Source organism: Pirellulales bacterium (assembly GCA_035656635.1).
Classification (GTDB): Bacteria; Planctomycetota; Planctomycetia; order Pirellulales; family JADZDJ01; genus DATJYL01.
Map to the genome: position 1 here is coordinate 41,155 of DASRSD010000184.1, position 25,251 is coordinate 66,405.

General features: G+C 57.3%; 20 protein-coding genes and 1 riboswitch. Of the genes, 8 read left to right on the top strand and 12 right to left on the bottom strand.

Annotation, left to right across the window (positions count from 1 at the left end; all coding sequences use genetic code 11):
* Window positions 1–73: 73 nt before the first annotated feature.
* Both VFE46_19520 and VFE46_19525 read right to left on the bottom strand, forming a co-directional pair.
* Window positions 74–1,078, bottom strand: coding sequence for a DUF1559 domain-containing protein (locus VFE46_19520; protein ID HZZ30197.1), 1,005 nt, complete (start codon window positions 1,076–1,078; stop codon window positions 74–76).
* A gap of 57 nt (window positions 1,079–1,135) precedes the next feature.
* Window positions 1,136–1,377, bottom strand: a riboswitch (cobalamin riboswitch).
* 45 nt (window positions 1,378–1,422) lie between these two features.
* On the bottom strand, window positions 1,423–2,346 hold the full coding sequence (locus tag VFE46_19525; protein ID HZZ30198.1) for a site-specific DNA-methyltransferase: 924 nt from the start codon (window positions 2,344–2,346) through the stop codon (window positions 1,423–1,425).
* A 247-nt stretch (window positions 2,347–2,593) separates the two neighbouring features.
* Here VFE46_19525 and VFE46_19530 point away from each other — a divergent pair, with 247 nt between their 5' ends.
* Complete coding sequence (locus VFE46_19530) at window positions 2,594–3,415, top strand: sugar phosphate isomerase/epimerase family protein (GenBank protein HZZ30199.1); 822 nt, start codon at window positions 2,594–2,596, stop codon at window positions 3,413–3,415.
* A 215-nt stretch (window positions 3,416–3,630) separates the two neighbouring features.
* On the opposite strand, the gene VFE46_19535 is transcribed toward VFE46_19530, so the two are convergent.
* Window positions 3,631–5,775 carry a tetratricopeptide repeat protein gene (locus tag VFE46_19535; GenBank protein HZZ30200.1) on the bottom strand — a complete coding sequence of 715 codons (2,145 nt, stop codon included), beginning with the start codon at window positions 5,773–5,775 and terminating at the stop codon, window positions 3,631–3,633.
* A 330-nt stretch (window positions 5,776–6,105) separates the two neighbouring features.
* On the opposite strand from VFE46_19535, the gene VFE46_19540 reads away from it, so the two are divergent.
* Window positions 6,106–7,392, top strand: coding sequence for a hypothetical protein (locus VFE46_19540; GenBank protein HZZ30201.1), 1,287 nt, complete (start codon window positions 6,106–6,108; stop codon window positions 7,390–7,392).
* A 115-nt stretch (window positions 7,393–7,507) separates the two neighbouring features.
* Here the strand turns inward: VFE46_19540 and VFE46_19545 are convergent, their stop codons facing one another.
* The 3 genes from VFE46_19545 to VFE46_19555 form a co-directional block, all read right to left on the bottom strand.
* Window positions 7,508–8,860 carry a PDZ domain-containing protein gene (locus VFE46_19545; GenBank protein HZZ30202.1) on the bottom strand — a complete coding sequence of 451 codons (1,353 nt, stop codon included), beginning with the start codon at window positions 8,858–8,860 and terminating at the stop codon, window positions 7,508–7,510.
* Window positions 8,861–8,981: 121 nt separating this feature from the next.
* Window positions 8,982–9,794 (bottom strand): hypothetical protein, encoded by an 813-nt coding sequence (locus VFE46_19550; GenBank protein HZZ30203.1) that lies wholly within the window; start codon window positions 9,792–9,794, stop codon window positions 8,982–8,984.
* Between the two features lie 26 nt (window positions 9,795–9,820).
* Window positions 9,821–10,399, bottom strand: a complete 579-nt coding sequence (locus VFE46_19555; GenBank protein ID HZZ30204.1) for a sigma-70 family RNA polymerase sigma factor — start codon at window positions 10,397–10,399, stop codon at window positions 9,821–9,823.
* A gap of 287 nt (window positions 10,400–10,686) precedes the next feature.
* Between VFE46_19555 and VFE46_19560 the strand changes: the two genes are divergently transcribed.
* Window positions 10,687–12,564 carry a heavy metal translocating P-type ATPase gene (locus VFE46_19560; GenBank protein HZZ30205.1) on the top strand — a complete coding sequence of 626 codons (1,878 nt, stop codon included), beginning with the start codon at window positions 10,687–10,689 and terminating at the stop codon, window positions 12,562–12,564.
* A 20-nt stretch (window positions 12,565–12,584) separates the two neighbouring features.
* Here the strand turns inward: VFE46_19560 and VFE46_19565 are convergent, their stop codons facing one another.
* The 4 genes from VFE46_19565 to VFE46_19580 all read right to left on the bottom strand — a co-directional run bounded on the left by VFE46_19565 (window position 12,585) and on the right by VFE46_19580 (window position 16,963).
* Window positions 12,585–13,463: a rhamnogalacturonan acetylesterase gene (locus tag VFE46_19565; protein HZZ30206.1), complete on the bottom strand. Its 879-nt coding sequence runs from the start codon at window positions 13,461–13,463 to the stop codon at window positions 12,585–12,587.
* 1 nt (window position 13,464) lies between these two features.
* Window positions 13,465–14,808 carry a rhamnogalacturonan acetylesterase gene (locus VFE46_19570; protein ID HZZ30207.1) on the bottom strand — a complete coding sequence of 448 codons (1,344 nt, stop codon included), beginning with the start codon at window positions 14,806–14,808 and terminating at the stop codon, window positions 13,465–13,467.
* A 100-nt stretch (window positions 14,809–14,908) separates the two neighbouring features.
* Entirely contained in the window at window positions 14,909–16,561 is a 1,653-nt protein-coding gene (locus tag VFE46_19575) for a phosphoenolpyruvate carboxykinase (ATP) (GenBank protein ID HZZ30208.1), read from the bottom strand.
* Between the two features lie 78 nt (window positions 16,562–16,639).
* On the bottom strand, window positions 16,640–16,963 hold the full coding sequence (locus VFE46_19580) for a hypothetical protein (GenBank protein HZZ30209.1): 324 nt from the start codon (window positions 16,961–16,963) through the stop codon (window positions 16,640–16,642).
* Here VFE46_19580 and VFE46_19585 point away from each other — a divergent pair.
* From VFE46_19585 to VFE46_19605, 5 genes are all read left to right on the top strand, one after another.
* Complete coding sequence (locus VFE46_19585) at window positions 16,880–17,560, top strand: ABC transporter ATP-binding protein (protein ID HZZ30210.1); 681 nt, start codon at window positions 16,880–16,882, stop codon at window positions 17,558–17,560. The genes VFE46_19580 and VFE46_19585 overlap by 84 nt on opposite strands.
* 3 nt (window positions 17,561–17,563) lie before the next feature.
* Window positions 17,564–18,880: an FtsX-like permease family protein gene (locus VFE46_19590; protein HZZ30211.1), complete on the top strand. Its 1,317-nt coding sequence runs from the start codon at window positions 17,564–17,566 to the stop codon at window positions 18,878–18,880.
* Window positions 18,881–18,902: 22 nt separating this feature from the next.
* Window positions 18,903–20,189, top strand: a complete 1,287-nt coding sequence (locus VFE46_19595; protein HZZ30212.1) for a hypothetical protein — start codon at window positions 18,903–18,905, stop codon at window positions 20,187–20,189.
* Between the two features lie 77 nt (window positions 20,190–20,266).
* A complete protein-coding gene (locus VFE46_19600) occupies window positions 20,267–21,013 on the top strand; it encodes a DUF4190 domain-containing protein (protein HZZ30213.1) in 747 nt (248 codons plus the stop codon).
* Window positions 21,010–21,585, top strand: coding sequence for a DUF3299 domain-containing protein (locus VFE46_19605; protein HZZ30214.1), 576 nt, complete (start codon window positions 21,010–21,012; stop codon window positions 21,583–21,585). The genes VFE46_19600 and VFE46_19605 overlap by 4 nt, the downstream gene beginning before the upstream one ends.
* A 60-nt stretch (window positions 21,586–21,645) precedes the next feature.
* Here the strand turns inward: VFE46_19605 and VFE46_19610 are convergent, their stop codons facing one another.
* Complete coding sequence (locus VFE46_19610; protein HZZ30215.1) at window positions 21,646–23,910, bottom strand: hypothetical protein; 2,265 nt, start codon at window positions 23,908–23,910, stop codon at window positions 21,646–21,648.
* A gap of 171 nt (window positions 23,911–24,081) precedes the next feature.
* Window positions 24,082–24,828: a methyltransferase domain-containing protein gene (locus VFE46_19615; protein ID HZZ30216.1), complete on the bottom strand. Its 747-nt coding sequence runs from the start codon at window positions 24,826–24,828 to the stop codon at window positions 24,082–24,084.
* Window positions 24,829–25,251 lie beyond the last annotated feature (423 nt).

Here is a 25,251-nt window from a genome sequence, read left to right on the forward strand (position 1 = left end):
TTATGAACATGATGAAGCTCCCGATTTAACACACTATTCAATAAAGTTGAACAATTTGCGGAGTTAACAATTCTTAAGGTAAATTCATCGATGCGCCGTCGACGGTTTCTCCACTGGCGCGCGTGCACAGCGCCGCCAGCACTTCCAACTGCGTGAGTTCACCTAAAAAATGCACTGAGCCGTCGCAGAATAACGCGTTGATGCCGCCGGAGTGGTCGCTCCACATTTCGTTATTTTGCCACAGATATTCTGGCACCGAATGATCGTTGATCAGGCCGCTTTCGTCGAAAATGTTTTCGCCGTTGGCCCATTGCCCATCGAAAGCGGCGCCGCGGCCGGTATCTTCTGAAACGATAATGGTGTGCGAAGCGCCGTCGGTAATATCTGCCAACGAAATCGGCTGCTCGTAAATCAGCACGCCGTTCATGTAGGGTTTGCCCAAGCCATTGAAGCCAAAGTTGCCGCCGTAATCGGTGAAGGCCAAATTATCGCCGGGATCCCAGTGGCCGTTGCCGTTCATATCGCCGGTGGTCATGCCGGTTCGATCGGCGGCATACCGCGTGCAACTGGGGCAATTGAAAATTGGCAAAATGGCGCCGGCGGCCAGCGCATTTTCCTGGGCGTTGTAAGCTTTGGTTAAATCGAACTTGGCGAATAACGATTGTTCGCCAATGAACGGCAGCAGAAACACATTCCAACTGAGCTGACGCCCCTTCGGATTCGCGCTGGTCTTGCGATCTAACAGCCCGGGCGGAAAGGCATGCTTGGCCTCATGGTGCGTCAATAATCCCAGCCCGATTTGATGTAAATTGTTCTGGCATGCCGTGCGCCGCGCAGCTTCCCGGGCTGCTTGCACCGCCGGCAGCAATAGTGCGATCAGCACGCCAATAATCGCCAGCACCACCAGCAGCTCGACCAGCGTGAAGGCGGAAGCAATGCGGAATGCGGAATGGGGGGTGAGGAATGGATGGTGAACTGAGCTGCCAGTTGTCCGTGGTCCGTTGTTGCTCGTTGCCGGCAACTGGCCACTAACCACTGACGACTGACCACGGCGCATCTTCAAGCCATGAGCGCTCATTGCGGCAGAAGCTATAGCAAAATGGAAACGTTGGCCGTGCTGTCCCTCGCAGCACAAACGGCACAAAATCGCGTTGGTAGGTCTTCTGACTTCCGAGCCGTACGTCGCCACAGCCTTCTCGCCGCAACGGTCCAAATTGCTTTTGCAAAGAGGATCGCGCGACAATGGCAATTAGAAAACGACGTGCGTTACCGCTCGGTTACAGCGGCGGGGCCGTCCCGGGTTTACACCGGAGTTCCCTGTTTGTTGGCCGAAAAATCAAACGCTTTCAGCCAACCACCAACACACTACCGGGCAATGTAGCAGTAAAAAAATCAATTGCAAGAGGCCGAAATTGCAGGCAATTATGACCGAATTCGGACTGCTTTTCGTATTGGCCGCGCTTTTGCATCGCGATGACTTCGCTGCTTGCCGTTGACCGTGGCCGGGGCGCTGGCTAAGGGATCGGCTGCGCCGTTGAGTGGATCGCCAACCGCTGCTTTTTCAATGCGCTGCGTTGCTTGCCGCGCATAATCAGGCGAAAGTTCAAAGCCCATCCAGTTGCGGCCCAATTTTTTTGCCACCGTGAGCGTGGTGCCGCTGCCGGTAAATGGATCGAGCACTAAATCGCCGGCGTTCGAGCTGGCCCGCACAATCCGCCCTAGCAATTGCTCGGGCATTTGGCAGCCGTGAAAACCGGCCCGCTCTTTGAATGTGCCTGCCACACGCGGGAAGTACCAGGTGTCCGAATTCTCGCTGAATCCTCCCGTCACATCTTGCGGTCGTAGTATCCACGTATCGTCCGGCAGCCGACCCTTGGGATTCGCCCGCGCATCGGCATACACCAATTGCCGGGCCGACGGAACCCGAATCGTCGGGTCGTCAAAATTAAACGTGAACTGCTTCGGGTCTTTCAAAAAATGAAACAAATGGGCGTGCGAGCGATTGAACTTCCGCGTGCAATTCACGCCGAAGGTGTAATACCAAATCACCCAACTGCGGCAACTGAAGCCCAAATCGCGGGCTAAGACCTTGAGCTCCGCGGCATATTCGTCGCCAATGGCCAGCCAGAACGTGCCATCGGGCCGCAATGCCCGGTATACGCCGGCCATCCATTGCCGTGACCAATCCAGGTAGTGCTGGTAGGCCTTCCGGTCGTCGTACACATCGTACTCGTAGCCGATGTTGAACGGCGGATCGGCAAACGCCAAATGCACGCTGCCCGGCTCCAGCTTGGCCAGCAGTTCGATGCAATCGCCCTGATGAATTCGATTGTTTTTGAAAGCCACGGAAGACACCTCTTGTGTCGATTGATGCGCCGGTGAATCAAAAACATTCTACCCGAAACTGGGCGCATGTACATATATTACTCTTGCCGGCGAAAGACGCCATAATCTAATGGTTTCCGGAAGGGTTTAACAAGAGTGTGGATGATGTGCTTTTTTAACTAGTTGAAGCTGTGTGGTTCCGCCCGACCGACACGACACAGTCGGGCTATGTAACTCACCGCCTGCCGCCTGCTGCATACCGCCTACTATGTTCCGCTACGCCATTTGCAACGAAACTTTTCAAGATTGGCCCTTCGATCGGGCGTTTGCCTTCGCCCGCGAGTGCGGCTACACCGGCATTGAAATCGCCCCGTTCACGCTGGCCCGGTACGCCACAGAAATTTCGCCACAGCAGCGCGCCCAAGTGCGCCGGCAGGCCGAAGCGGCAGGGCTGGAAGTCGTCGGCTTGCATTGGCTGTTGGCCAAGACCGAAGGGTTTTATCTCACGTCGCCCGATCAGTCCGTGCAAACCAAAACGGCCAATTACTTGTGCGAACTAGCACGGCTGTGCCGCGATTTAAGCGGAACGATTATGGTTCTTGGCTCTCCGCAGCAGCGAAACCTGTTGCCGAGTGTCACCAAGCCGCAAGCAATGGGCTACGCCGCCGACGTGTTGCGGGCAGCGCTACCGGTGCTGGATGAATGCGGCGTGACGATTGCCGTGGAACCGTTGGGGCCGGCCGAAGGAGATTTTTTGCTCACTGCCGCGGAAGGGCGCGAACTGATTAACCTGGTCAACTCGCCGCATGTTCGCCTGCACCTGGACTGCAAAGCCATGGCCAGCGAGTCGCAGCCGCCGGCCGACATCATTCGGGCCAACCGCGACATCCTTGCTCACTTTCACGCTAACGACCCAAACCTGCAAGGCCCCGGCATGGGTCAGCTCGACATGCGGCCGATTTTTGCGGCCCTGAAAGAAATCGACTGGCGCGGCTGGATTTCGGTCGAAGTGTTCGATTACGCCCCCGGCATTGAACGCCTGGCCCGCGAAAGCATGCAAAACATGCTGGCCGCTGCTGCTGGTACATAGCGTGACTGTCACCGCCGCGCATGAAGAGGCCCCGGTGTTGCTTGTTGCATCTCGGGGAAGAGGATCTTTAGCAACACCGGGGCGTGGGGATTGCGTGCTAATATACACGCTCCACTCGTGCTGCGGTGTTAGAAGTGTGTGAACTTTCCGCTTGCAGAACTGAACGAAAGCAACTGGCGCGGAAAGATGCGAATTTGCAAAGAGATCGTGGCTTATCAATCCGGCAGCCACAACGCCGATTTTTTTTCGCCAGTGGCTTGCGGAGCGTCGGGCGTCCACAATTTGCCGGGCTCGGCAGCAGCGCCTGGAACTACAAGCGGCGTGGCTGCACTGGCTCCCGCGGCAGCCGGCGGAGCCGCGCCCACGGCCAAGCGGCCATCGGGCGTGATCAAACCGAATTGCATCAGCAGTTGCACCAGCGCCTGAGCCACGCCCGGCTCGCGCGCATGTTGACGCTGAATGTGGTCGATCAATTGCAGCACCGTTTGCCCATCGCCCAATTGAATGCGCAGCGAAAGCTCCAATAAATCCCAGGATGCCGAAGATTGCTTGTGGGCTTCGGCCAATTTGCGGGCTTCGTCGATGATTTGCAGCGCTGCGGTGGAATTGGGCGCCGTGCGCACCAGCCAACGATAGGCGGAAAGCTTGTACTCCGGCACCGGAATATTTGGCCGCTGGACGACTTCCGGCGCCAATCGCTTAAGGGCCAGCGCAAAATTGGCGACGACTGCCCGATTGAACGCTTGCTGCAATTGTTCGTCGGAAAGCGATTCGGGCTGCAAGCGGAACATGCGGTTCAATGGGAGCTGATTCATGTCGAGCCCGGCTGAATTTAAATCGCCCAGTTCCGGCAGTTTGAAATTGCGCCGCAGTTGGTTGTAAGTGTCGGGCGTGCTATCGGCATCGGAGAGCTGCAGCAGCAGAATTGCCGCTTGCAATCGAGTGCGATATTGCGGTTCCGTGGCCGCCTGCTCCGGCGTGCGGCCGCCGAAAATCGGCAACGGCAGCTTCGGCCAGCGATTGAGCACCAGCGATTGCCGTTGTTCCAACCCCAGCTTTAGCCGCAGCGCTTCCGGCGTGTCGTCGGGCAAGCGCCAATGCCAACTGAGCGCGTGTTCGGTTTGCCCCAAGTGGCCAATGACGGTTTCCGCCGAGGGCGGGCCGAACCCGTCGCCCAGTGTTTCCTGCAAAAGTTTTTGGGCAGTCGGCAGCTCAGGACGGAATAGGAGCAACTCCAGCCGGGCTTCGCGATCGGTTTGCTTGCCGAACAGGAGCAATTGACCAAGTTGATTAGGAATTTGTTCGGGGGTAATCTCTTTGCCGCTGGCGAGCGCCGGACGGCTCAACAACGAAAAAGCGGCGCGCGGCGGCGGCTCGTTTTGCTCTGTCCAAGGGCGGGTATCCAGCGGCAACCGTTCGAAGCGACGATCAGCAGCAAATTTTTCTTGGGCCGCTTCACCGTTATCTAGGTTGTACGTGAGCGAAATTTCGTCCACGTGCCCTTCCGCCTCGTCCTTCGCCAGCAATTGAGCCAGCGCTTCGGCCTCGACGGCATCGTCGGCCGGCACCTCCAAGGCCGCGAATTTTCGCAGGGCATCTACCGCTTCCGCGTAGTTACCGAGGAAGCTGTGGAGCGTGGCCAAATTTCGCCAGAATGCTGGTGAGCTTCCAGCCTGCGAAGCCAATGCCGTCCATTGATCGACGGCTTTTTTCCAGTGCCCATGATGCGCTTCGTTTAAGCCCGCCTGAAATGGCGCTTCCCACGACGCTTTCGCCGGCGCCGGCTCAAATGGCAGCGTGTTCTTCAGCAGCACGGGAATGGTCGGCGAGCCTTCCAATTGCAACAGCGTGGAGACAGCCCGTTCGTCCCGGCCTTGCGACAACCCCAACTGCAATTGCAAATGGGCGCGGGCGGGAACGACATGGCCGCCTTGCAGCAGCACCAACGCCAAAGCGCCGATGGCATCGTACACCTGGGAAGGCATTTCTGTTCCACAGGCTTCAATCGCCTGTTGCAGCCAGATGATGGCCCCCAACGGGTCCCCTTGCGCTGCCGTATGCAGTGCTTTTTCCGACCGGGCGATGGGGTTTTCCGGGTGCTGCTTGAGAAATGCCGCTAGCGTGGATTCCGCGGCCGCAGCATCCCCCAGGGCCGTTTCCAACTGTACGCGCATGCTTTGCAAGCAGGCCCGGCCCGGATACTTTTCGTCCAGCTTGCGAACGGCATCAAGGCAGGCCGAAGCCTGTTCTCCTTCGAGCATGCGCTGCAGCTTATCTAACTCCTGCACCAAATCGGAGCAGCAGAATTTCAGTTTTTTTCCGGTGCCGCCGGGGCAGGGAGAATAAGGATCGATGGGCATTTCGAAGACAGCAGTCGGATCAAAGATGATAGCGGCGAAACCAACTCGGCGATTGCAAAAAATTCTTGCCAAAGGCCGAATCGCAATGGTAGCAAACCCTTGTCGCCTCGGCTACCGCCTAACTTATTGCCCCTTAACTGTTTGTGAACTTGGGAAACTGCGAAGCCTGGGGCGAGACAGAGTTTTTTGACGATTCTAGCGACTATTCCTGTGGCGTAAGCCTTGCCGCATCCGATTCTGTGGGGGAAGAAAAACCGGAGCGCAGTGTTCCCGGGCAAGAGATTTTGAACAACGTTCGTGACTTGGCAACAAGGTGTGGAGGATCGTGGAGTGAAACTCGCGGCCTGGCATCTCATGGTGGTTAGTGGAGCGTTGCTGCTGGCGGCAGGATCGCTGCGCGCCCAAATGCCGGAAACGCTCCCCGAACCAAATGGCAAATCTTCCAGCATCGATCCGTCCACTTCGTCGATTTTCGATAATTCTTCGTCTCCGCACCTCGGCGATACGACTTCCAAACTGATGATTGAAGGGGGGCAAATTGTCCCCGAACATTCGGACATCGAGCATACCGACGGCGATGGCGTGTTTTCCGATCAACGACCTTACCCGGCCAGTTCCGGGTATTGGTGGCGCGATGGCTGCTGGTACGGCGACTTCGACTTTGTCATTTGGAATCGAAGTCGCGCCAATCCAAAAATTATCTCCGCCGAAGAAAACGGGAATGGCCAAATAACGGGGCGGTTTTTGAACTCCCGTGGCGAAGCGATGCCGTTGGAAGCGGGCGGACGCGGCACTCTGGGCTACTTCCTCGGCCGTGATTGCCAGAACCGAGATCACAGCCTGGAAGTTACCTATCTGGGATTCAACAATTGGGAAGGCGAAAACAGCTTGGCGGCCGAACCGAACAATACCTTGCAAATTATTCCGTTGAATATAGCGGTTGCCGGCTTTACCAATGCCACGCTCGCCACGACAAACTACCGTTCCGACTTTCAGAGCATAGAGATCGATTACCGCGTTCGCAATCGACCGGGACGAGATCAACTAACGATGGGTCCAGATGGGTTTTGGTCGCGGCACGTGCAGCCAGGACGCACGGAATCGCTGTTCTTTGGCTTGCGCGGCATCTCGGAAGAAGAACAGTTCCGCTGGCTAAGCAGTGCGCCGGTGCCTTCGACCACCTTCAGCGGCGATTATCAATTGAACACGAAGAACCATTTGCTGGGTTTCCAAGTCGGCGGCGATTGCTACGACGTGCATGAATCTTTCTACTGGGGCATCAAGGGAGATGCCGGCATTTACTGCAACTTTACCAACGGCTTTGCACACATCGTGGGTCTGGATACAACCGCCACCACTCCCACCGAGAATCAATCCGGAACGGCCAGTGAACAGACGGCGGCTTTCTTAGGAGAGCTCAGCTTCGTAGTGGGCTACGATATTAACGATCACTTAATGATCCACGCCGGCTGGGATTTGGTCCTGCTCGGCGGACTGGCCTTGGCGCCGGACCAGGTTTCGTTCGATAGCAGCTTGCTAGCGCCCCAACCCTTTGTGAGAAACGACGGCGATATTTTCTACAACGGTCTATCGGTCGGCTTGGAAGCGTATTGGTAAGCGGCCGCAAGAATAAAAACGCAAAGCCCTGGGAATGCTATCCCAGGGCTTTTTTTGTTGAGCGATGCCAATATGTTGCGGGGTTGCCCACGACGTGAATTGAACCTTGCCGCAATTATTGACCGCCCGGCGGGCCTTGTCGCTGGCCGTCGTTCGGCGGCGGGCCACCTAATCCTGGTGGACCGTTGCGGCCAGAATCTGGGCCACGAGGTTGCATGTGCGGCATGGAATCTTCCGGGCGCGGGTGCATGCGCGGCATGCCATCGGTTCCATCAACGTGCAATCGTTGAATTTCCTGTTGCAGCATATCCAAGCGCCGATCGAGCTCATCGAAGCGCTGCATCATTTCCGGCGGCAAGGCTCCGGCAGCCGCATTAGGAGCTAACTGGTTGTACTGCCGCGGCGGATAGGCGGGCGGAGGAGAATAACCTGGCGGCATTGGCTGGGCAAAGGGCGGCAGTGAATTTCCGTCTCGCGATTGTGGACGTCCGTCATGCGGCGGCGGACCATTTTCATTGCGCGGCGGGCCCTTGCCATCGTGCGGTGGGCCTTTGCCATCGTGTGGCGGACCATCACCACCATGCCCTGGAGGTCCGTTCCCATCGGGCGGCGGTGGATTCATTCCCGGCGGACCCATCGGCATCCCTTCAACGCGAATGCCCGGTGGCTGAAAAAAGCTATTCGGATTGTTTCCGCCCATGAACGGCGCCAGCGGGCCACCCCCAATCAGCTGTCCCACCAACGGTCGCAAATCGTCGGGAAGCTTATTTAACTCTTGATCGGTAATTTCCCATTTATCATCGCCGCGCGTCACGGTAATTTTTCCAGGATCCTTGCCGTGATGCACAACGGTGACGGTCACGTTATCGGGCAAATCGACATGTGGGGCGCCGGGCGGGCCGGAAAATATGAAACCTTGTCCAGGGCGCGCGATGAGATTGACCGTGCCGTGCTGCCGTTCGGCGGGCGTGACAGCAATAGTTTGCTCTTTGCCGCCACGAATAATTTTGAGCGAAAGTTCTTTTCCGCCGGCCGCGTTAACCGCTTTGACAAGATCGGCGGGATGAGCCAATTTCGTATCGCCGGCCGAAACAATTAAATCATGCTGTTTGATGCCCGCCTTCGTGGCCGGACCCTCTTCAGCGACGTGAATGACGACTAACCCCTCGTCATCTTTCAAGCCGAGTTGTGACTTCAGTTCCGGCTGAGCTTCACGGCATTCCACGCCGATCCAATACTTGCCGGTCTCGCCGTTCACGGCCAAATCGAGATAGCGCTGCCATTCGGGACCTTGAAAGGCATTGTTCGGCGCTTGGGCGAACAAACGCTGTGCTTCATTGAACGCACCACTTGAATCGTCACCGTCATCGGCCGCGGCGTGTTTTTGTTGTGCCAGCGCGCCCGAAATCAAAATGATGGCCGCCAGGCATGTCCAGCCAAAGCGACGTTGCCATAAATCGCACTGCATGGGAAGTACTCTTTTTTTCGTTCTACCGGAACCACGAAGAATGATTTCAAATTGCTCTGCGCGACCAACGACGATCGCGACTGTGTATTTCCGACCACTAAACACGCCACCGACCGCTGCCTCACTGCCAGCCGTCGGTGTCGCGCACTTCGACAAAATCCATGGGCAACACCACCTGCGTGCCGTCTTCCAGTTGCACGGGATAATACGCCCGATGTTGTTCGACCGCATGTCCGGTGCTTTCCAGCGTTTGCACAGCCGTATCGGAAAGAACCGGCTGTTGACTAGCCAACAGGGTTTGCACGTTATCTTCGCTGGCCGCAACTAAAGGCACTTCGACGGTTTGCTCTCCCTGCCCGCTAGCGGTGGGCAGAGTCACTTTGAGTGATTGCCATTTGCTGGAATTGGTCGTCGCCGAATTTGAAGCAACGACGCTGTCATTCGCTGAAACTTCCAAGGGTGATGTATTTGCCGCCGGGGTTGAATTGTTCGACGGCGCTGCAGCCGGGGACACAGCATCCGGCGTAGCCTGCACAATTGTGGAATTGTTCGCTTGACCGGCGGGTGAGCCGATGGGCAAAACCCCGTGCGCGGCCATACCCAAGGTAAACGCCACGAGGACGCTTGCTGCCAACGCGAACCAATTCAATCGCGACATGCGAAAGCCACCATGGCGCAGTGCCGGAGCAGCAAGATGCACCGCCGGTCCCGACGTGCCGGCTGCAGTTTTTTTCGCGGTTAATTGCCGCAATTCGTCGCGCAGGGCTTGCGCTTCAATAAACGCCAGCGCGCAGCGGCGCCAACCATCCGGTTGGCTTTCCAATACCGAGAGCAATTGCCGCTGTTGGTCCGCGTTCAATTCTCCATCGGCCCAGCGCTCCAATCGATGCTGGAAGTCGTCCGCAAAGTTAGGCATGTTCTGTGCATCGCTCATCGAAGGTTCCTTAACTAACTTTTGTTTCAACCGCGTGTCTCAACCACGTTCAATGCCAACAGCTCGCTTCGCAACCGAGCGCGTGCTCGGTGCAATCGTGTTTCCACGGCCGAGTGGCTAATGCCCAGGTGTTCGGCCAATTGGTGATAGTTCCAATCTTCGGTGTATTTCAACAGCAAAATTTCAGCATCGCGCGGTTGCAGCCGAGCCACCGCCTCGCGCACCAAACGCTGCCGTTCGTCGGCCAGTAACCAGGCCAGTGGATCGGGCGAGCCGGCATCGTGATCCGGCGGCGGCCAGCGCTGCACGAATCGATCGATCAGCTTGCGCTGGCGGCCATGTTTGCGGCGATATAACAGTGCCTGCAGCACCCCCAGCCGGTACAGCCATGGCGCGGCCTTAGCTGGATCGTTGATGGGAGCCCGTTGGCGTACCGCCGCCAATGCCACTTCCTGCAATACTTCGTCCACCCCTTCGCTGTTGCCCAAGCGCGCAAACACGACCGTGCGCAACCAGCGCTCATGCTGTGCCAGCAAGGCCGACCAGTCGAGCGGCTGCGGCCGGTCCGTCGCACCCGTTTGCTCGTGTGCCTGGGTCTTGGTCATGCGAAAAGAATGTTGCTACGGCGCGTGGAATCTTGCCGGTTCGTTTTTTGGCGTGTCTGAATTTTCGACCGGCGGAACTTGCGGATTTTGCGACAATTACCCATTATATTCTGTCCGCCGCACGGTTTTGAATGGCACAAGTGCCTGCCGCAGAATCACTTACGAAGCTCCTGCGATTCGGTCGGCTCACGCCGTACAATTAAAAACCTTGCGATTTGAATGTAATTGAAATCCGATTCTGCGCCTCGTTCCCAAGCGGCGCATGGAATTTGCCATAAGGAACATGCATGCCCGCTGCCGTTGGACCGCAGTGGATGGGGCGTCTGTATCAGCGGCGCTATCCATTGATCGCCGCGCTGGCGATTGCCGCCATTGCCGCGCATTTGCTCCTGTGGCTTTACTTAGGCAGCAGAATGGGCACTGCGCTGTGGCCGCTGTATGCGGCCCTGGCGTTGGGAGGCGTACCCATTGTTGTGGAGTTGCTGGTCAAGCTCTTCCATCGAGAATTCGGTTCCGATTTGTTGGCGGGCATCTCAATTGTCACCTCCGTTTTGCTCGGTGAATATCTGGCCGGCACGCTGGTGGTGTTGATGCTGTCCGGCGGCGAGGCCATCGAAAGTTATGCCGTCCGCAGTGCCGCCGGCGTGTTGCGGGCTTTATCGAAGCGCATGCCCTTGGTGGCCCATTTGCGGCAAAACTCGCAAGTGGAAGATGTGTCGCTCGATCGAATCGTGGTCGGCGATTCGCTGGTGGTGTTTCCACACGAAATTTGTCCTGTCGATGGCGAGGTGCAAGAAGGGCACGGCGTGATGGACGAATCGTATCTTACCGGCGAACCCTACCGCATGTCGAAAACGCCAGGCACAACGGTACTCTCCGGTTCGATCAATGGCGAAACCGCGCTGGTGATTCGGGCCACCCGCCGGGCGGTCGATTCGCGCTATGCGCAAATCATGCGCGTGATGCAGGAATCGGAACAGCGGCGTCCGCGCATTCGCCGGATGGCCGATTGGCTGGGCGCGCTCTACACGCCGCTGGCGGTGGCGATCGCTGTGGCCGCTTGGGCCGCCAGCGGGCAGCCGGTGCGATTTCTGGCGGTGTTGGTTGTGGCCACGCCTTGCCCGTTGCTGATTGCCATTCCGGTGGCGATCATCGGCAGCATCTCGTTGGCGGCGCGGCGCGGCATTATTGTGCGCGATCCCACGGTGCTGGAGCGAATCGACACCTGCCGCACGGTCATTTTCGATAAAACCGGCACGCTCACTTACGGAGAGCCGCGGCTGACGGAGCAACTGGTCGCGGAGGGTTTTGCTGAGCACGAAGTGTTAATGCTCACGGCCAGCTTGGAACGGTATTCCAAACACCCGCTGGCCGAATCGATTGTGCAAGCGGCGCAGCGCCAACGGCTGGCTCCCTGCGAAGCATCGGAAATTCATGAAAAGCCAGGCGCAGGCCTGCAAGGCGTGGTCGCCGGGCGGCCAGTGCAAATAACCAGCCGCAAAAAATTGTTAGCGGCCCAGCCAGATCGGGCGGCTCTCCTGCCGCCGCTCGCCGGGGGGTTGGAATGCGTGGTACTGGTCGATGGAAAATATGCCGCCACGTACCGTTTTCGCGATCAGCCGCGCCACGAAGGCGTTTCCTTCGTGCACCATTTAGCCCCGAAGCATCACTTCCACAAAGTGTTGCTGGTGTCGGGCGATCGTGAAAGCGAAGTGCGATACTTGGCCGATCAGGTGGGAATCAAGGAAGTCTATGCCGAGCAAAGTCCGGAAGACAAAGTGAACATTGTCCGCCGCGAAACGAAATTAGCGCCCACGCTGTTTTTGGGCGACGGCATTAACGATGCTCCCGCGCTCATGGCGGCTACAGTCGGCCTGGCCTTCGGCACCGGCAACGAAATCACCGGCGAAGCCAGCGGCGCGGTGGTGATGGATACTTCGCTGGAGCGCGTTGACGAGTTCATGCACATCAGCCGCCGTATGCGACAAATTGCTTTGCAAAGTGCTGTGGGAGGCATGGCTGCCAGCATATTGGCGATGCTGATTGCCGCGGCCGGATATTTACCCCCGGTGGCTGGCGCCATTCTGCAAGAGGCAATCGACATTCTCGCGGTCACCAACGCCGTGCGCGCCGCCTGGCCCCCGAAAACGCTCAGCGATTTTTGATGCTGCCCAAAATTCGCTGCTCAGGGCGCGGCTTGCTGCGGTTCCGCCGACGAGGGGTCCACGAGATATTTTCCTAGCGGGTTATCTTTCAAACTTCGCAAGCACTCCACCACGCAAGCAGCGTTCAGATCGGCGCCGTCGGTGTTGGTGTGTGTATTGTCGAGCGTCGTGAAATACTTCGATTTAATGTCGACCGGCTCCAGGCCGACGTAATGCTTCAAAATTGTGCGGTTCAAATCGGCAAACAGCACTCCCTCGTTCTTCGCCACTTGCTCCGCCCAGGCCACGGTTTTGACGTTCTCCACCGCACCTTCTTCCACCGGCTTTTGCGGACAGTGCGGAACTTGCGAACACAAAATCGGCGTCATGCCTTTGGCTCGGGCGTCGGAAATATACTTGCGCAAGTACCCGCCATAGGTGTGCACGACTTCGTGTTGATGAGTTTGAGAATTATCAATTTCTTGAGTTTCCTCGCCGATGCCGGGGAGTGATCCGCGCGCTCGGCGACCATCGTCCACGGCGCCGCCGTCATTGTGGCCCATTTGAATGATGACAAAATCGCCGGGCTTGGCCGTTTCGAGAATTTTGTCCCAGCGGCCTTCATTGATGAACGTGCGGCTGCTGCGGCCGGCAATGGCGCGGTTCTGGACGTTGATTTTGGTTGTGTCGAAGAATTTGGCGCTCCGCTCTCCCCAGCCATGCTGGTTATTCGTGCCATTTTTCACCGTCGAATCTCCCACGATGAACAGCGTCGGCAGGCCGGCCTGCGTATCGGCAGCTTTCTCCGTTTTATTCGCAGCCACCGGTGGATTTGCACCCGGCTCATCAGCGGCGAAACACGGTAAGCCTGCGGTGTACAACAACGCGCCAACCGCCAGAATCAACAAACAACCGCGCATCTCAATTTCCCTCCGGTTTGACACTCGAAACTTTCGGACTGGCCGGCATGTGAAAACTATCCACCGGATCAGGATGGCTCGGATCGAAATCGGTGAAATCAGCCACAATGAACTTGGCCAAATCGAGCTTGTTTTGCCGAATGCCTTCCACAATGCATTTAGCCAGCTCGTAGCTGCCGTAATTGTTATGATGCGTGGGATCCTGAAACGCTTTGCCGATGTTGTCCTGTCCCAGCGCCTGATACAACTTCCAGCTCATGGCGTGCAGGTCGATCAAGGGAACATTTTCTTCCTTGGCAGTTTGCCGTACCGCCTCCGGATAGTCGCCCAGCGTGTTGGTCATTTGTCCGTCGGCGCCCAAACCTTTTTTACGATCCATCGAAGTCACCAGCACCGCGGTGCCGCCGTGCTGCCGAGCCCCAGTAATGAATTTTTTCAGGTCGGCCTTGTACGTGGTGAACGCGCCCACCCCTTCGCCTTTTTCCTTCATGTCGTTGTGGCCGTACTGAATGAACAAATAATCGCCGGGCTTCATGGTGCTGAGAACTTTATCCAGCCGCTTGGCGCCCAGCGAACTGCGGAGCGATTCGCCCGACTCCGCCTGGTTGGAAACCACCACGCCGGGCTGAAAAAACCGCGGCAGCATTTGCCCCCAACTGTTCCACGGCTCCAGGGGCTGATCGCAGACCGTGGAGTCGCCCAATAAATACACTGTGGGAATATTGTCTGCCGGCTCAATTTCCACCGCGCACAGACAGGGTTTGGCATCGTTGAATTCCAACGTGAGCTTGTCATCCCAGGCCCAGGCTTCGTCGGTTTTTTCGCGCGGCTTCAAGTGCACGCTACTGCCGCCGGCAATTTGCGGCGTGCGAATGTTCACGTCAAACGTGTGCGTTTCAAACTTGCCCGGCTCGGTGTGCACGTGTTCCAACATCAATCGCCGCAATTCGGCTTTGACGGTCATCGTTGAATCGCCCGCCGGATTGCCCAGCGTGACTGTCACCTTGTAGTTTCCTTCCGGCAGCGCAATGGAAAAATAAAACGGTTTGTCGCTGGTGACGCAACCGCTATGCGGGAGATCACCAGAAGCGCTTTCGGCATGCGCAGCAGCACCACCGGCTTGCTCAATCGTTTTCAATTGGGCTCCGGGCTCAAAACCGTAGCCCAGTTCTTTGGAGTACGTCGTCTCAGGTGAAACCTGCGTATAGCCCGATATGTTGTTTCCTGGTGCAAATGAAAATTTGTGAGTGGTTTGATCTTGGCCTGCTTGCGCCGAGATATTCCCAGCCTGCGCAATAGCGGCAAGTAATCCAAGTGCGAATGCAGTGCGGCACCCGGCGGCCATAATCGTTCTCCTGGAAATTTCCTTGAGCTTAACCGCCCGGCTTTGTGCTGCCAAGAAAAACTCTTGGCCAGGCGAAAATTTCGTCGATCGGCAACCACACTTACGGCCCGGCAGAAGCCATCGCCGGCAAATCGGGGCTGGCGTATTTGGCGAAATTCTCGCGGAACAAAGCAGCTAACTTTTGGGCCGTAGCTTCATAAGCGGCCCGATCTTTCCAGGTGGCGGCAGGCTGCAATAGTGCCTCGGGCACGCTGGGGCAACGGGTGCAATAGTCGAGTTTGAAGTGCGGATCGCGCTGCGTCGGGGCTGCATTCAATGCGCCGCAGTGGATGGCGTCGATAATTGCGCGGGTGTGCACCAGCGGAATGCGCGAACCCACGCCGTAAGCGCCTCCGGACCAGCCGGTGTTCACCAGCCAGGCCTGAGCGCGGTGTTTCCGCAGCCGTTCGGCCAGCATCGTGGCGTACACGGTCGGATGCCGCACCAAAAACGCCGCACTGTAACAGGCGGAGAACGCGACTTGCGGCTCCTTCACGCCTACTTCGGTGCCCGCCACGCGCGCCGTATATCCACTGATGAAATGATACATTGCCTGCTCCGGCGTCAGCCGGCTTACCGGCGGAATCACTCCAAACGCATCGCAGGTAAGAAAGATAATGTTTCGCGGATGTCCGCCTACGCAGGGCACCTTAGCGTTGTCGATGTATTCAATCGGATAAGCGGCCCGGGTATTTTCGGTGAGGGCTGCGTTCTCGAAATCGACGGCTCGCGTTTCTTCGTTGAACACCACGTTTTCTAGCACTGTGCCGAAGCGAATGGCGTCGTAAATTTCCGGCTCGTTTTCGCGCGTCAGCCCAATGCACTTGGCATAGCAGCCGCCTTCGATGTTGAAAATGCCGTGGTCGCTCCAGCAGTGTTCGTCGTCGCCGATCAGTCGGCGGCAAGGATCGGCCGACAGCGTCGTTTTGCCCGTCCCCGATAGACCGAAGAACAACGACACATCACCAGAACCGGCGCCCTCACCTCGCCGCGGCGAGTCGCCTGCGGACACCTGGCCCTCGTCCAAAGGGCGAGAGAGTGAAGATGCACCTTCATTCGCCGAGCAGTGCATCGACAGCACTCCGCGGGCCGGCATGACGTAATGCATCAAGGTGAACACTCCCTTTTTCATTTCGCCGGCGTATTCGGTGCCGAGAATCACCATTTCGCGCCGCTCTAAGCTAATGTCGATGCTGGTGCGCGAAGTCATTTGGTGCGTGTGCGGATTGGCAGGAAATTGGCCGGCATTGTAAATCACATAATCGGGCTCGCCGAACTGCTCCAATTCCGTCGCCGTCGGACGAATCAGCATGTTGCGCATGAACAGCGCATGGTATGCCCGGGCGCAAATTACGCGCACTTTCACCCGATAGCGCGGATCCCAACCGGCAAAGCCATCGCACACGTAGAGCTGGTCACGGGTATTCAAGTAATCAATCGCCCGTTGCCGGTTGATGACGAACACATGCTCTTCCAGTTTGATGTTCACTGGCCCCCACCAGATGTTCCCGGAACTATCTGGGTGATCGACAATTCGTTTATCTAAAGGACTGCGGCCGGTTTTCTTTCCGGAGCGAATAATCAGTGCCCCGCTATTGGCGATGGCCGCGTGTTCCACCGAAATGGCATCTTCGTACAGCGCCGCCGGCGGAGCATTGCGCACGGCGAACTCGTTGTCGATTTCGTGACGCGATAAATCAAGTGTTTGAGACATGGCAAATTATTAAAGAATTGTTTCTGCGTGTCGGAGAATGAACTGGCGCGGGCTACATTGTATGACAGCCATTTTCATTCATGCCAAGCCGATGATTTCTCCACGCTGGACCGACGGAAAAAAATATGGGCTTGGCAAATCAAAGCAAGCATCGCGGTTATCGAACCGCCAGCCGGTTTCTGCCGTATAAACCCAGCGGTGCGGCGCGCGCACGACCCTGCTTTGCTCTTTGTTCTGTCGGCGTAAACCATTATTATCAAGCGGGTTCAGCATTTTTTGCGCCCGCAATGTCATCCAGCCGTAATGGCCTGCCTTCTTATGCTCACTCTGGAAAACGTCAAAAAGTCTTTTTTTGAGCCGGGAGGCGGGCGGCTGCCCATTTTGAATGTGCGGCATTTTCATGTAGCTGCCGGGGAGCAAATGGTGCTGATTGGCCGCAGCGGCTCCGGCAAAACCACCCTCCTGCATTTGATCGCTGGAATCAGCCGGCCCGACGAAGGGGTAATTCGCATCGACGGCGTCGACATTGCCCGGTTGCCCGAAGCTGGGCGTGACCGCTTCCGCGCCGACAAAATCGGCTACGTGTTTCAAACGTTCAATTTGCTTCCCGGCTTCACGGCGTTGGAAAACGTGCTTTTGGGAATGTCGTTTGCCACCGGCCGCGCCAAGCCTGAGCGCGCGAAGCATCTTTTGGATCGTGTCGGGTTGGCGCACCGGCTGCATCATAAACCGGCCCAGCTTTCCGTCGGTGAACAGCAGCGCGTGGCCGTGGCTCGGGCATTGGGGAACAAACCGAAACTGCTGTTGGCCGACGAACCGACGGCGAATATCGATACCCGGCATCAACAGCAAGTGGTCGATTTAATTCGCGACACCTGCCGCGAGGAAAACGTGGCACTGGTGCTGGTCACGCACACGCCCCAAGTTGCCGAGCAATTTCAGCGCGTCGAAAATTTGGAACAAGTGAATCAATTAACGAATAACACCCTCGGCGTTTGAGCTATGACCCTTTCCAAAATCGCCTGGCGCAGCATTCAACAGCGGTCGCTGGCTTCGTTTCTGACGGGCCTGTCGATGGCGCTGGGAGTGTCGCTGGTTGTGGCGGTGCTGGTGATTGGCCAAATTGTGGCCAAGTCGTTCGCCTCGGGCAATGCGCTGGGTTACAACGTCATCGTCGGCGCCAAAGGTGGGCGGTTAGATCTGCTCCTGAATACGGTTTACTATTTGAACCGGCCGATCGAAAACATTCCTTGGGATTATTATCAGCAATTTTTGCGCGCCAAAGATCGCAGCGATCACAAAGATGGCAAGTACGCTGATGATGTTGATCTCGCCATTCCCGTATGCTTGGGCGACGTGGTCGGCGAAAACGGCCAATACCGTGTGGTCGGCACCACGCCGGAATTGTTTAGCCAACTTTTGCATGCGACGTTCTCCTCGGGCGAAAACTTTAAGACGCCCGATTTCACGACCGCCGTCGTTGGCGCCGAAGTTGCCAAACACATGGGTTTCAAAGTCGGCGACAGTTTTTCGCCCGCGCACGGTGTCGGCGGCGAAAAGCACATGCCGTTCAAAATCACCGGCATTTTGGACCGCACGAGCACGCCGGTCGATCGGGCCGCCTTTGTGAACATGGAAGGCTTTTTCCTCATCCCCGATCATGCCAGAGGGCACGTGGAAGAGGTGCACAAGCCGGGCGAAAAAGAAGAGCCGGATGAAATTCTCAAAACGCCGCTTCCCGAAGATCAGCGCGAAGTCACTGCCGTTTTGATCCGCACGGCCAGCATTGGCGGCGCGCCCCCCGAGCTTGTGGCTCCCGATTTGGTCAAGCACGTGAATAAAGAATTTGTGGCCCAGGCCATCGAGCCGATTAAAGAAATAACCGTCCTCACCATCACCTTTGTCCAGCCCATGCAGTGGATTTTGCTAGCCCTGACGGTGCTAATTGTCATCGTGGCCGGCATCGGAATTTTGGTGAGCATCTATAATTCCATGTCGGAACGCCGGCACGAAATTGCCGTCATGCGGGCCTTGGGCGCGCACCGGGGAAAAATCATGCTGATTGTGTTAACCGAGTCCATCATGCTAGCTTTGGGTGGCGGCTTGGCGGGCTGGCTGGTGGGCCACCTACTGGTGGGCGCGGCGGCTCCCACCATTACCGAGTACACTGGAGTAGCGGTGAACTTCTTGCAATTTGTGCCGACCGCGGAGTTAATTTTAATTCCTGGTTTGATTGTGCTGGCCTCGCTGGTGGGTTACTTGCCGGCGCTGTCGGCTTACCGAACCGACGTGGCCCGGGCACTTACCGCCGCGCCGTAACGGAAACTCAAGGAGTGGAAATATGAGCGGACGAATCGCCAAGCCTTTATTCTTTACCGCAGGTGTCGGCTTGCTGATGCTGGCCATCAGCTTAACGGCCAAGGCCTGCCCGTTCTGCGGCCAGGTGTCCATGACCTGGACGGAAGAAATGAAAGCCGCCGATGCCGTCGTCATTGCCGAAATGACGGAAACACCACAGCGCCCCGCCGGCGCAGATAGCGCCTACGCCCCCGGCATTAGTGAGCCCGTGGCCAAATCGAAATTCCGCATTGTGGAAGTCCTCAAAGGCCCCGATCTGCTCAAAAAACCCAAGCCAGTGGAAGCCATTTATTTGGGCGACGCTCCCGTGGGCACGAAGTTTTTAATTACGGCGGTCGATCCCAAAGCGCTGTCATGGTCCACGCCCACGGCACTTACCGATCGCAGCCTGCCGTACATCAAAATGTTGCTTAAGCTGTCCGACAGAGGAGCCGATCGGTTAGTGTTCTTTCAAAATTATTTGGAAGATGCCGACCAAGTGCTGAAGCAAGATTCGTTCGACGAATTCGCCAAGGCTTCCTACGACGACCTGAAAGCTTACGGCCCCCGCGCCAATTACGGGCAATTGATTAAATGGATTCAAGACCCCGATATTTCCCCCAGCCATCGTCGGTTGTACTTCACGCTGCTAGGCGTGTGCGGCTCGGAAAAAGACGTGCCGCTGATTGAATCGCTGTTTCATTCCAAAGATCGCAAGTTCAAGGCGGGCCTGGATGCCATGATTGGATCTTATTTGGCAATCAAAGGCCCCACAGGCATGTCGCTGGTGCAAGACATGTTTCTGAAAAATCAGGCTGCTGAATTCACCGACACGTATGCCGCTATTCAAGCCGTCCGAATTTCCCAAGAAGCAGGCATCGTGACCAAAGATAATGCCGCAAAAGCGTTTCACCTGATGCTCGATCGCCCCAAAATGGCCGATTTAGTCATTCCTGATTTGGCCCGCTGGCAAGATTGGACCGTGCTGGATCGGCTGGTCGATTTATTTGTAAAGGCCGACGCCGATTCGGCCTGGGTGCGCGTGCCGGTGTTAAAATATTTGCAGGTTTGCCCGTTGCCGGAGGCCAAAAATCAATTGACCAAGCTGCAGCAAATGGATCCTACGGCGGCCAAGCAGGCGGAATCGTTTTTGTTGCCCGGTGGAGCGGCGCTGGCTCCGGCGCCAGTTCCGGCCGGCGCCAATAATGCTCCGGCAGCAGGCGGCGCCGCATCGAGCAATACAACATCCTCCAACAACTCCTTGCCCAACGGCAACGTAAAGAAGAATTGAACATGCCGGCGCGGAATGTTGGGTGGCGCTGTTGCTCGAGCGGTGCCGATGATAGTGCAGGCGTGAGGTAAGCAACTGTGAAAAGTGGACAAACCGAAATCGTTGCTCCGCCGGTCGACGATGCACCGTTAAAGCCCACGGCCCCGCGGATGAGCGCACTCGATGCCGGCGCCGAGGAAAACGATTACAATCCCTCGGAATCGTATCGGGCGCTGTCTACCGCAGCGGTGGCTTCGCTGGTGTTGGGTGTCCTGTCAGCATTGGCAGTGCTCGATTGGTGGCTGGGGCTGATTCCCTTTGCTGCGTTGATACTGGGCGTGTTGGCGCTGCGGAAAATTCGCAGCCAGCCGGAAGAATACACCGGCCGCGGCGTGGCTTTTGTCGGAATTTTTTTGGCCGTTGCGTTTTGGCTGGGCGGCTTCGGCTGGCTAGGCTACGTCCGCGCCACCGAGGTGCCGTCCGGCTACGCGCGAATCGATTATTCCCAGCTCCAACCGCATCCCGAGGATCCGCTCAACGCGGTCCCGCCGGAGGCCAAGGATCTGGACGGAAAAAAAATCTTCATCAAAGGTTATGTTTACCCGGGCCTGCGCAAGTTGGGAATCACTCAGTTTTTACTTGTTCGCGACAACGGGACGTGCTGCTTTGGCGGCAATCCAAAAATCACCGATCGCATTCAAGTGCAGTTGAACGATTCGAAGGGCTTTGAATACACGCAGGGATTATTTAAGGTGGCGGGCACTTTCCGCGTTACGCCCGCCCGCGAAGCCGTCGACGCCAAGGGAATTGTATTTTATCACCTCGACGAGGCTTTTTTGCCATGAGCATGCGGTGGCAAATTTGCGGGCTGTTGTTGGCTGCAGCTTATTGTGTGGCGCTTTGCGCCGGTTGCGGCGAGCGCTCTTCGCCCGCTGCCACGGCGCTGGTTGATGCGCCCCAGGCGCATTCTAGCCAGGCGAATGTCGATTCTGCTGCTGTAGATGCCGCGGCTGCTCCGGCGAAATCCGCCACGGCAACCAATCAACCGGCGCGCGACATCGGCTTTGACAACATCAAATTCGACATGCAAAAAGACGCGCCGTTTCAGCGCAAAATGATTACGCCGGCCATCGAACAACTCCACAACACCAAAATTCGCATTCGCGGCTACATTCTGCCCAGCTTTCAGCAAAGCGGCTTGTCGCAATTTGTGCTGGTGCGAGACAACATGCAATGCTGCTTTGGCCCTGGGGCCGCCCTGTACGATTGCATTGTGGTGCAAATGGACGGCGGACACACCGCCGATTTCACTACTCGCCCGGTGGCGGTCGAAGGCACGTTTTCGATTCAGGAAATCGCCAGCCCGGAAGGCAAATGCCTGGCCATCTATCACATGCAGGCAGACAACGTGCAGTAAGTGTGATCCCTCCGCTGGCTGCTTCGTGCCGCCATCGCGCCTGCTTCTTTCCCGTGCTTCTCAACCCTTGTCGCTTTCCTTCAATCCCAAACGCGCCAGCCACCGATTTCCGGTTTTCTTCTGGGCATTGCCGGCCGACGCATCGCCGCTTGCCTGTTGCCCGGCCAGCATCGTTTTATCCTCTTCCAACTGCCGCAGCCGCTCTTCCATTTCTGTTCGTTCCCGGGCCAGGCGCGCCCGTTGGACGGAAATTTCGACTTCCGCCTGTCGCAGTTTTTCCTGCCATTCGTGCTGTAGAGCCAGCAGCCTCTGCCGCTCCTCCTGGATGAGCGCATCTTGATCGAGCACTTCCGCTTGGGCCGCGGAAACGATGGTGATTTGCTCGGCCGTGGAATTGGCGACGGCTTGAATTTCGCGCTCCGCCAGCTGCGCTTTCAGTTCGGCAATTTCCTGATCGCGCTGCGAAACCATGTCGTCGGTGATGCGAATGGTTCCTTCGACGGTAAGCCGATCATCTTCGCTCAATGCTTGTGCGTGGGTTTGTCCTGCATCGGCCTGCAATTCTGCGAGCATGCGTTTTTTCGTCGATTCCCAATCACTGGTGAAAATGCTTTCGGCTTTGGGCGTTGTTAGCTGCGCTTTTGCTTGTGCTTGCAAATCAACCAGCTCTTCTTCCAATTCCGCATTGCGGCGTTTCAGTTGCCGTACGTCGTCGACGGCCAATTCGAACCGCCGCTGCAAATCTTCCACGCGCTGTCCCTCCGCAGCCGGCGGCGCAGCAGCCAAACGACTTTCCACCGCCGCCAGTTGAGTTTGCAGCTCGGCGACCTGCTCGGCCAGTTCATCGCGCTCGCTTTGCAAAGCTTGCAGCGCAGATGCATCGGCGCCTTGGCCGCGAGCGTGTTGTGCGAGCTCCTGCTGCAGCGCGTCGTAATCAACCTGCAGCTCTTTCACGTCCTTTGCGGATTCGTCGGCCAGTCGCTGCGATTTCGCCAAGCGCGCGGTCAATTGTTCAATTTCCTGTCCGGCCGTCAGCAAATCGGCAGATTGGTCGGCGCGATTTTTGTCCGCTTGCCGGCGCGCTTCTTCCCACTGCCGCCGGCTTTTTTCCAAAGCTGCCTCGTCCTCCTCCAACTGCTCCCGATCGCGCCGCAATTGCTGCCGGGCGCGGTTCATTTCTTGCTCGAAGGTTTCCCGGTCCTGATTGAGTTGCAAATGTCCACGCTCCGCCTCTTTTTGCAACGCGGCCCGCTGACGGTCGATTTCCCCTTGCACCAGCTCCCGCTCCTGCATGCCGGCAGTGCGCTCGATTCGCAATTGTTGGGCAATGCGACGCCGCTGGGACCGAGTGTCCTCGCGTCGAGCCTCCAGTTCTTCCAACTCCTTTTCCAATCGCAGTTGCTGCTGATCGAGATATTCGCGGCGGCTAGTGAACTGCCGGACTTCGCTGTGATGTTCCTCCTGGGCAGCGGCCAAGACATGCTCCGCTTGCTTAAGCTTCGTTTCCGCAGCCAGCAATTCCGCGGCGCGGCGGTCTAACTGCTCGCTTTCTTTTCGTTGTTGCTCGGCATATTCCTCTTGATGTTGACGGCTTTCGCGGCGAAATGCTTCCTGGGCTTGCTCGAAGCTGCGTTGTGCTTGATTAAGCTTGCCCTCCGCCGCATGCACTTCCTTGACCTTGCGCTCGAGTTGTTCGTTTTGATTTCGCTGTTGTTCGGCCAGCTCCTGCTTTTGTTGGCGGCTTTGGCGGCGCCATTCCTCCTGCTCCTGCGCGAGCTCTTGCTGAGCCTGCTTGAATTTTGCCTCGGCAACTTGCAATTCCTTAGCCCGGCGGTCGAGTTGATCTTGTTCCCGTTGTCCACGCTGATGGTGATCTTTTTGTTCTTGGGCTAATTCTTCGTGCTGCTCTTGCTCCGCGGTGTTATGCGCCGCCTGCCGCCGGTCCAGTGCTTCGCGAGCTGCTTGCAAATCGGCCTGGGCCGATTGCAATTCCGCCTGCGCTAAAGCCAGCTCTGCCCGTTCGGCAGCCAATGCCGCCTGGGCGCTGGTTAACTGTTCGGCTTGCGCGCGTAATTGCAAAGCCAATTGATCGAGTTCGGCCCGCTCGGCGTGGGAACCGGAGCTGTGTTCGGCGTCTGCCAGACCGGCGGCCAAACGTTGTTCTAATTCCGCCAAATGCGATTCCAGCGCGCGATCGAGATGTGCAAACTGTTCGCGCTGCGCGGCGGCCAACTGCTGCGCTTGCTTTTTGCGCGCAGCCAACCGGCAAGAAAACTCATCGCCCGATGGTTCCTCGGGTGTCGCTTGAGAATCTAGCTCTTCCATGGCAATTGGTTTGAAGGGACACAGCGAGCGCAGCCGGCCGGGGTGGCCGACACGGCGCACCAGTAGAGAGTTTCCCTGCGTCGCTGGGGGGAAACCGACCGCCAATAGCGCCTATAGTCATATAGGCTGTAGAGTTAGGGCGGTCAAAACGAAAGTGCCGGCGAGCGCGGGTTATGCCGGCAGTGCGGATTTCTCAGCCATATTTTCGCCCCTTCGCTCTTCCGCGAATCGCACATGATGCACCCACGCCGGGGGCATGTTGGGCCAGACCCAATCGCGCTTGATTTCGCGGCCCATCAAAGTGCGCTCTAAAACCTGCCCAATGCCCTGCAATCGAGCACGCCCTGGGGGGCCGCTCACCAACGCTTTGACACGGCGAATGGCAATGTACTCGAAGAATGAAAGCGTGCCGCCCGGACCCAGCAGGCGCTGGAAAATTCCTACAATCTGCTCCACTTGCGGGACTTCAAAATTATTCAGCGGCAAGCCGGAAATGATGACATTGAACCGCTGGCCCTCGGGCAAATCTTCCAACCGTGCGTGCACAATTTGCGCGCGGTCGGCCACGGCCTGAAACGCCGGCTCGGTTTCGAACCGCCGGCGCATGTGACGGACAAAATCGTCGTTCAATTCCACCAGCGTCAGCTTGTCTTCCGGCCGCAGCTTTTTCACCAGCTGCGCCGTGACCGCTCCTGTGCCTGGGCCAACTTCCAGAATTTCGCGCGAGTCTCCCTCACCCCTTGCGGGAGAGGGCTGGGTTGAAGGGTTAATGGCCGCACGCTCAGGCAATCTGCTACCGGCATCATCGACAAACCGGCACAACGCTTTGGCCAGCGCCCGGCTGCTGGGCCACACCGAGCCCGTGGTGTGATATTGCCGGAAAAACTGCTGCAAAAAAACTCGCTGATCGCGGAACATGTGTAAATGCAAAGGACCAAAGGAAAATCGCGGAGCGCAGGTCGGTGCCGACGAGCAAGAATTCGTGGGAGGCTATCGAGGCAAATTCTAGCCGAACTGGCCCAAAAACGTGAGGGGTTTCCAGGTCCCGCTGGTTGGACAATGACCAATGCGTTAAATCGTTGCGTTTCCCCAGGCCGTGGGATATAGTGGCGGCACGGCTCGGCTTTTAGACCCGTGGATGGCCTTCTTGCTGTCGCCCCGGTCACAGCCGCCAGGATCGTTTTGGTTGCCTGGTTGGTGTTCTGTGTGATCGGTTCATAGGGTCATTTTTTTCGACGCGTTGCCTGCGCTTGAAACATTGCGCTGTCCCTGCGATTTGTTGACGCGCGATTCGTTATTGAACATCCAAAGCGAGTAAATTGGAGAGCAGCAATGAAACGT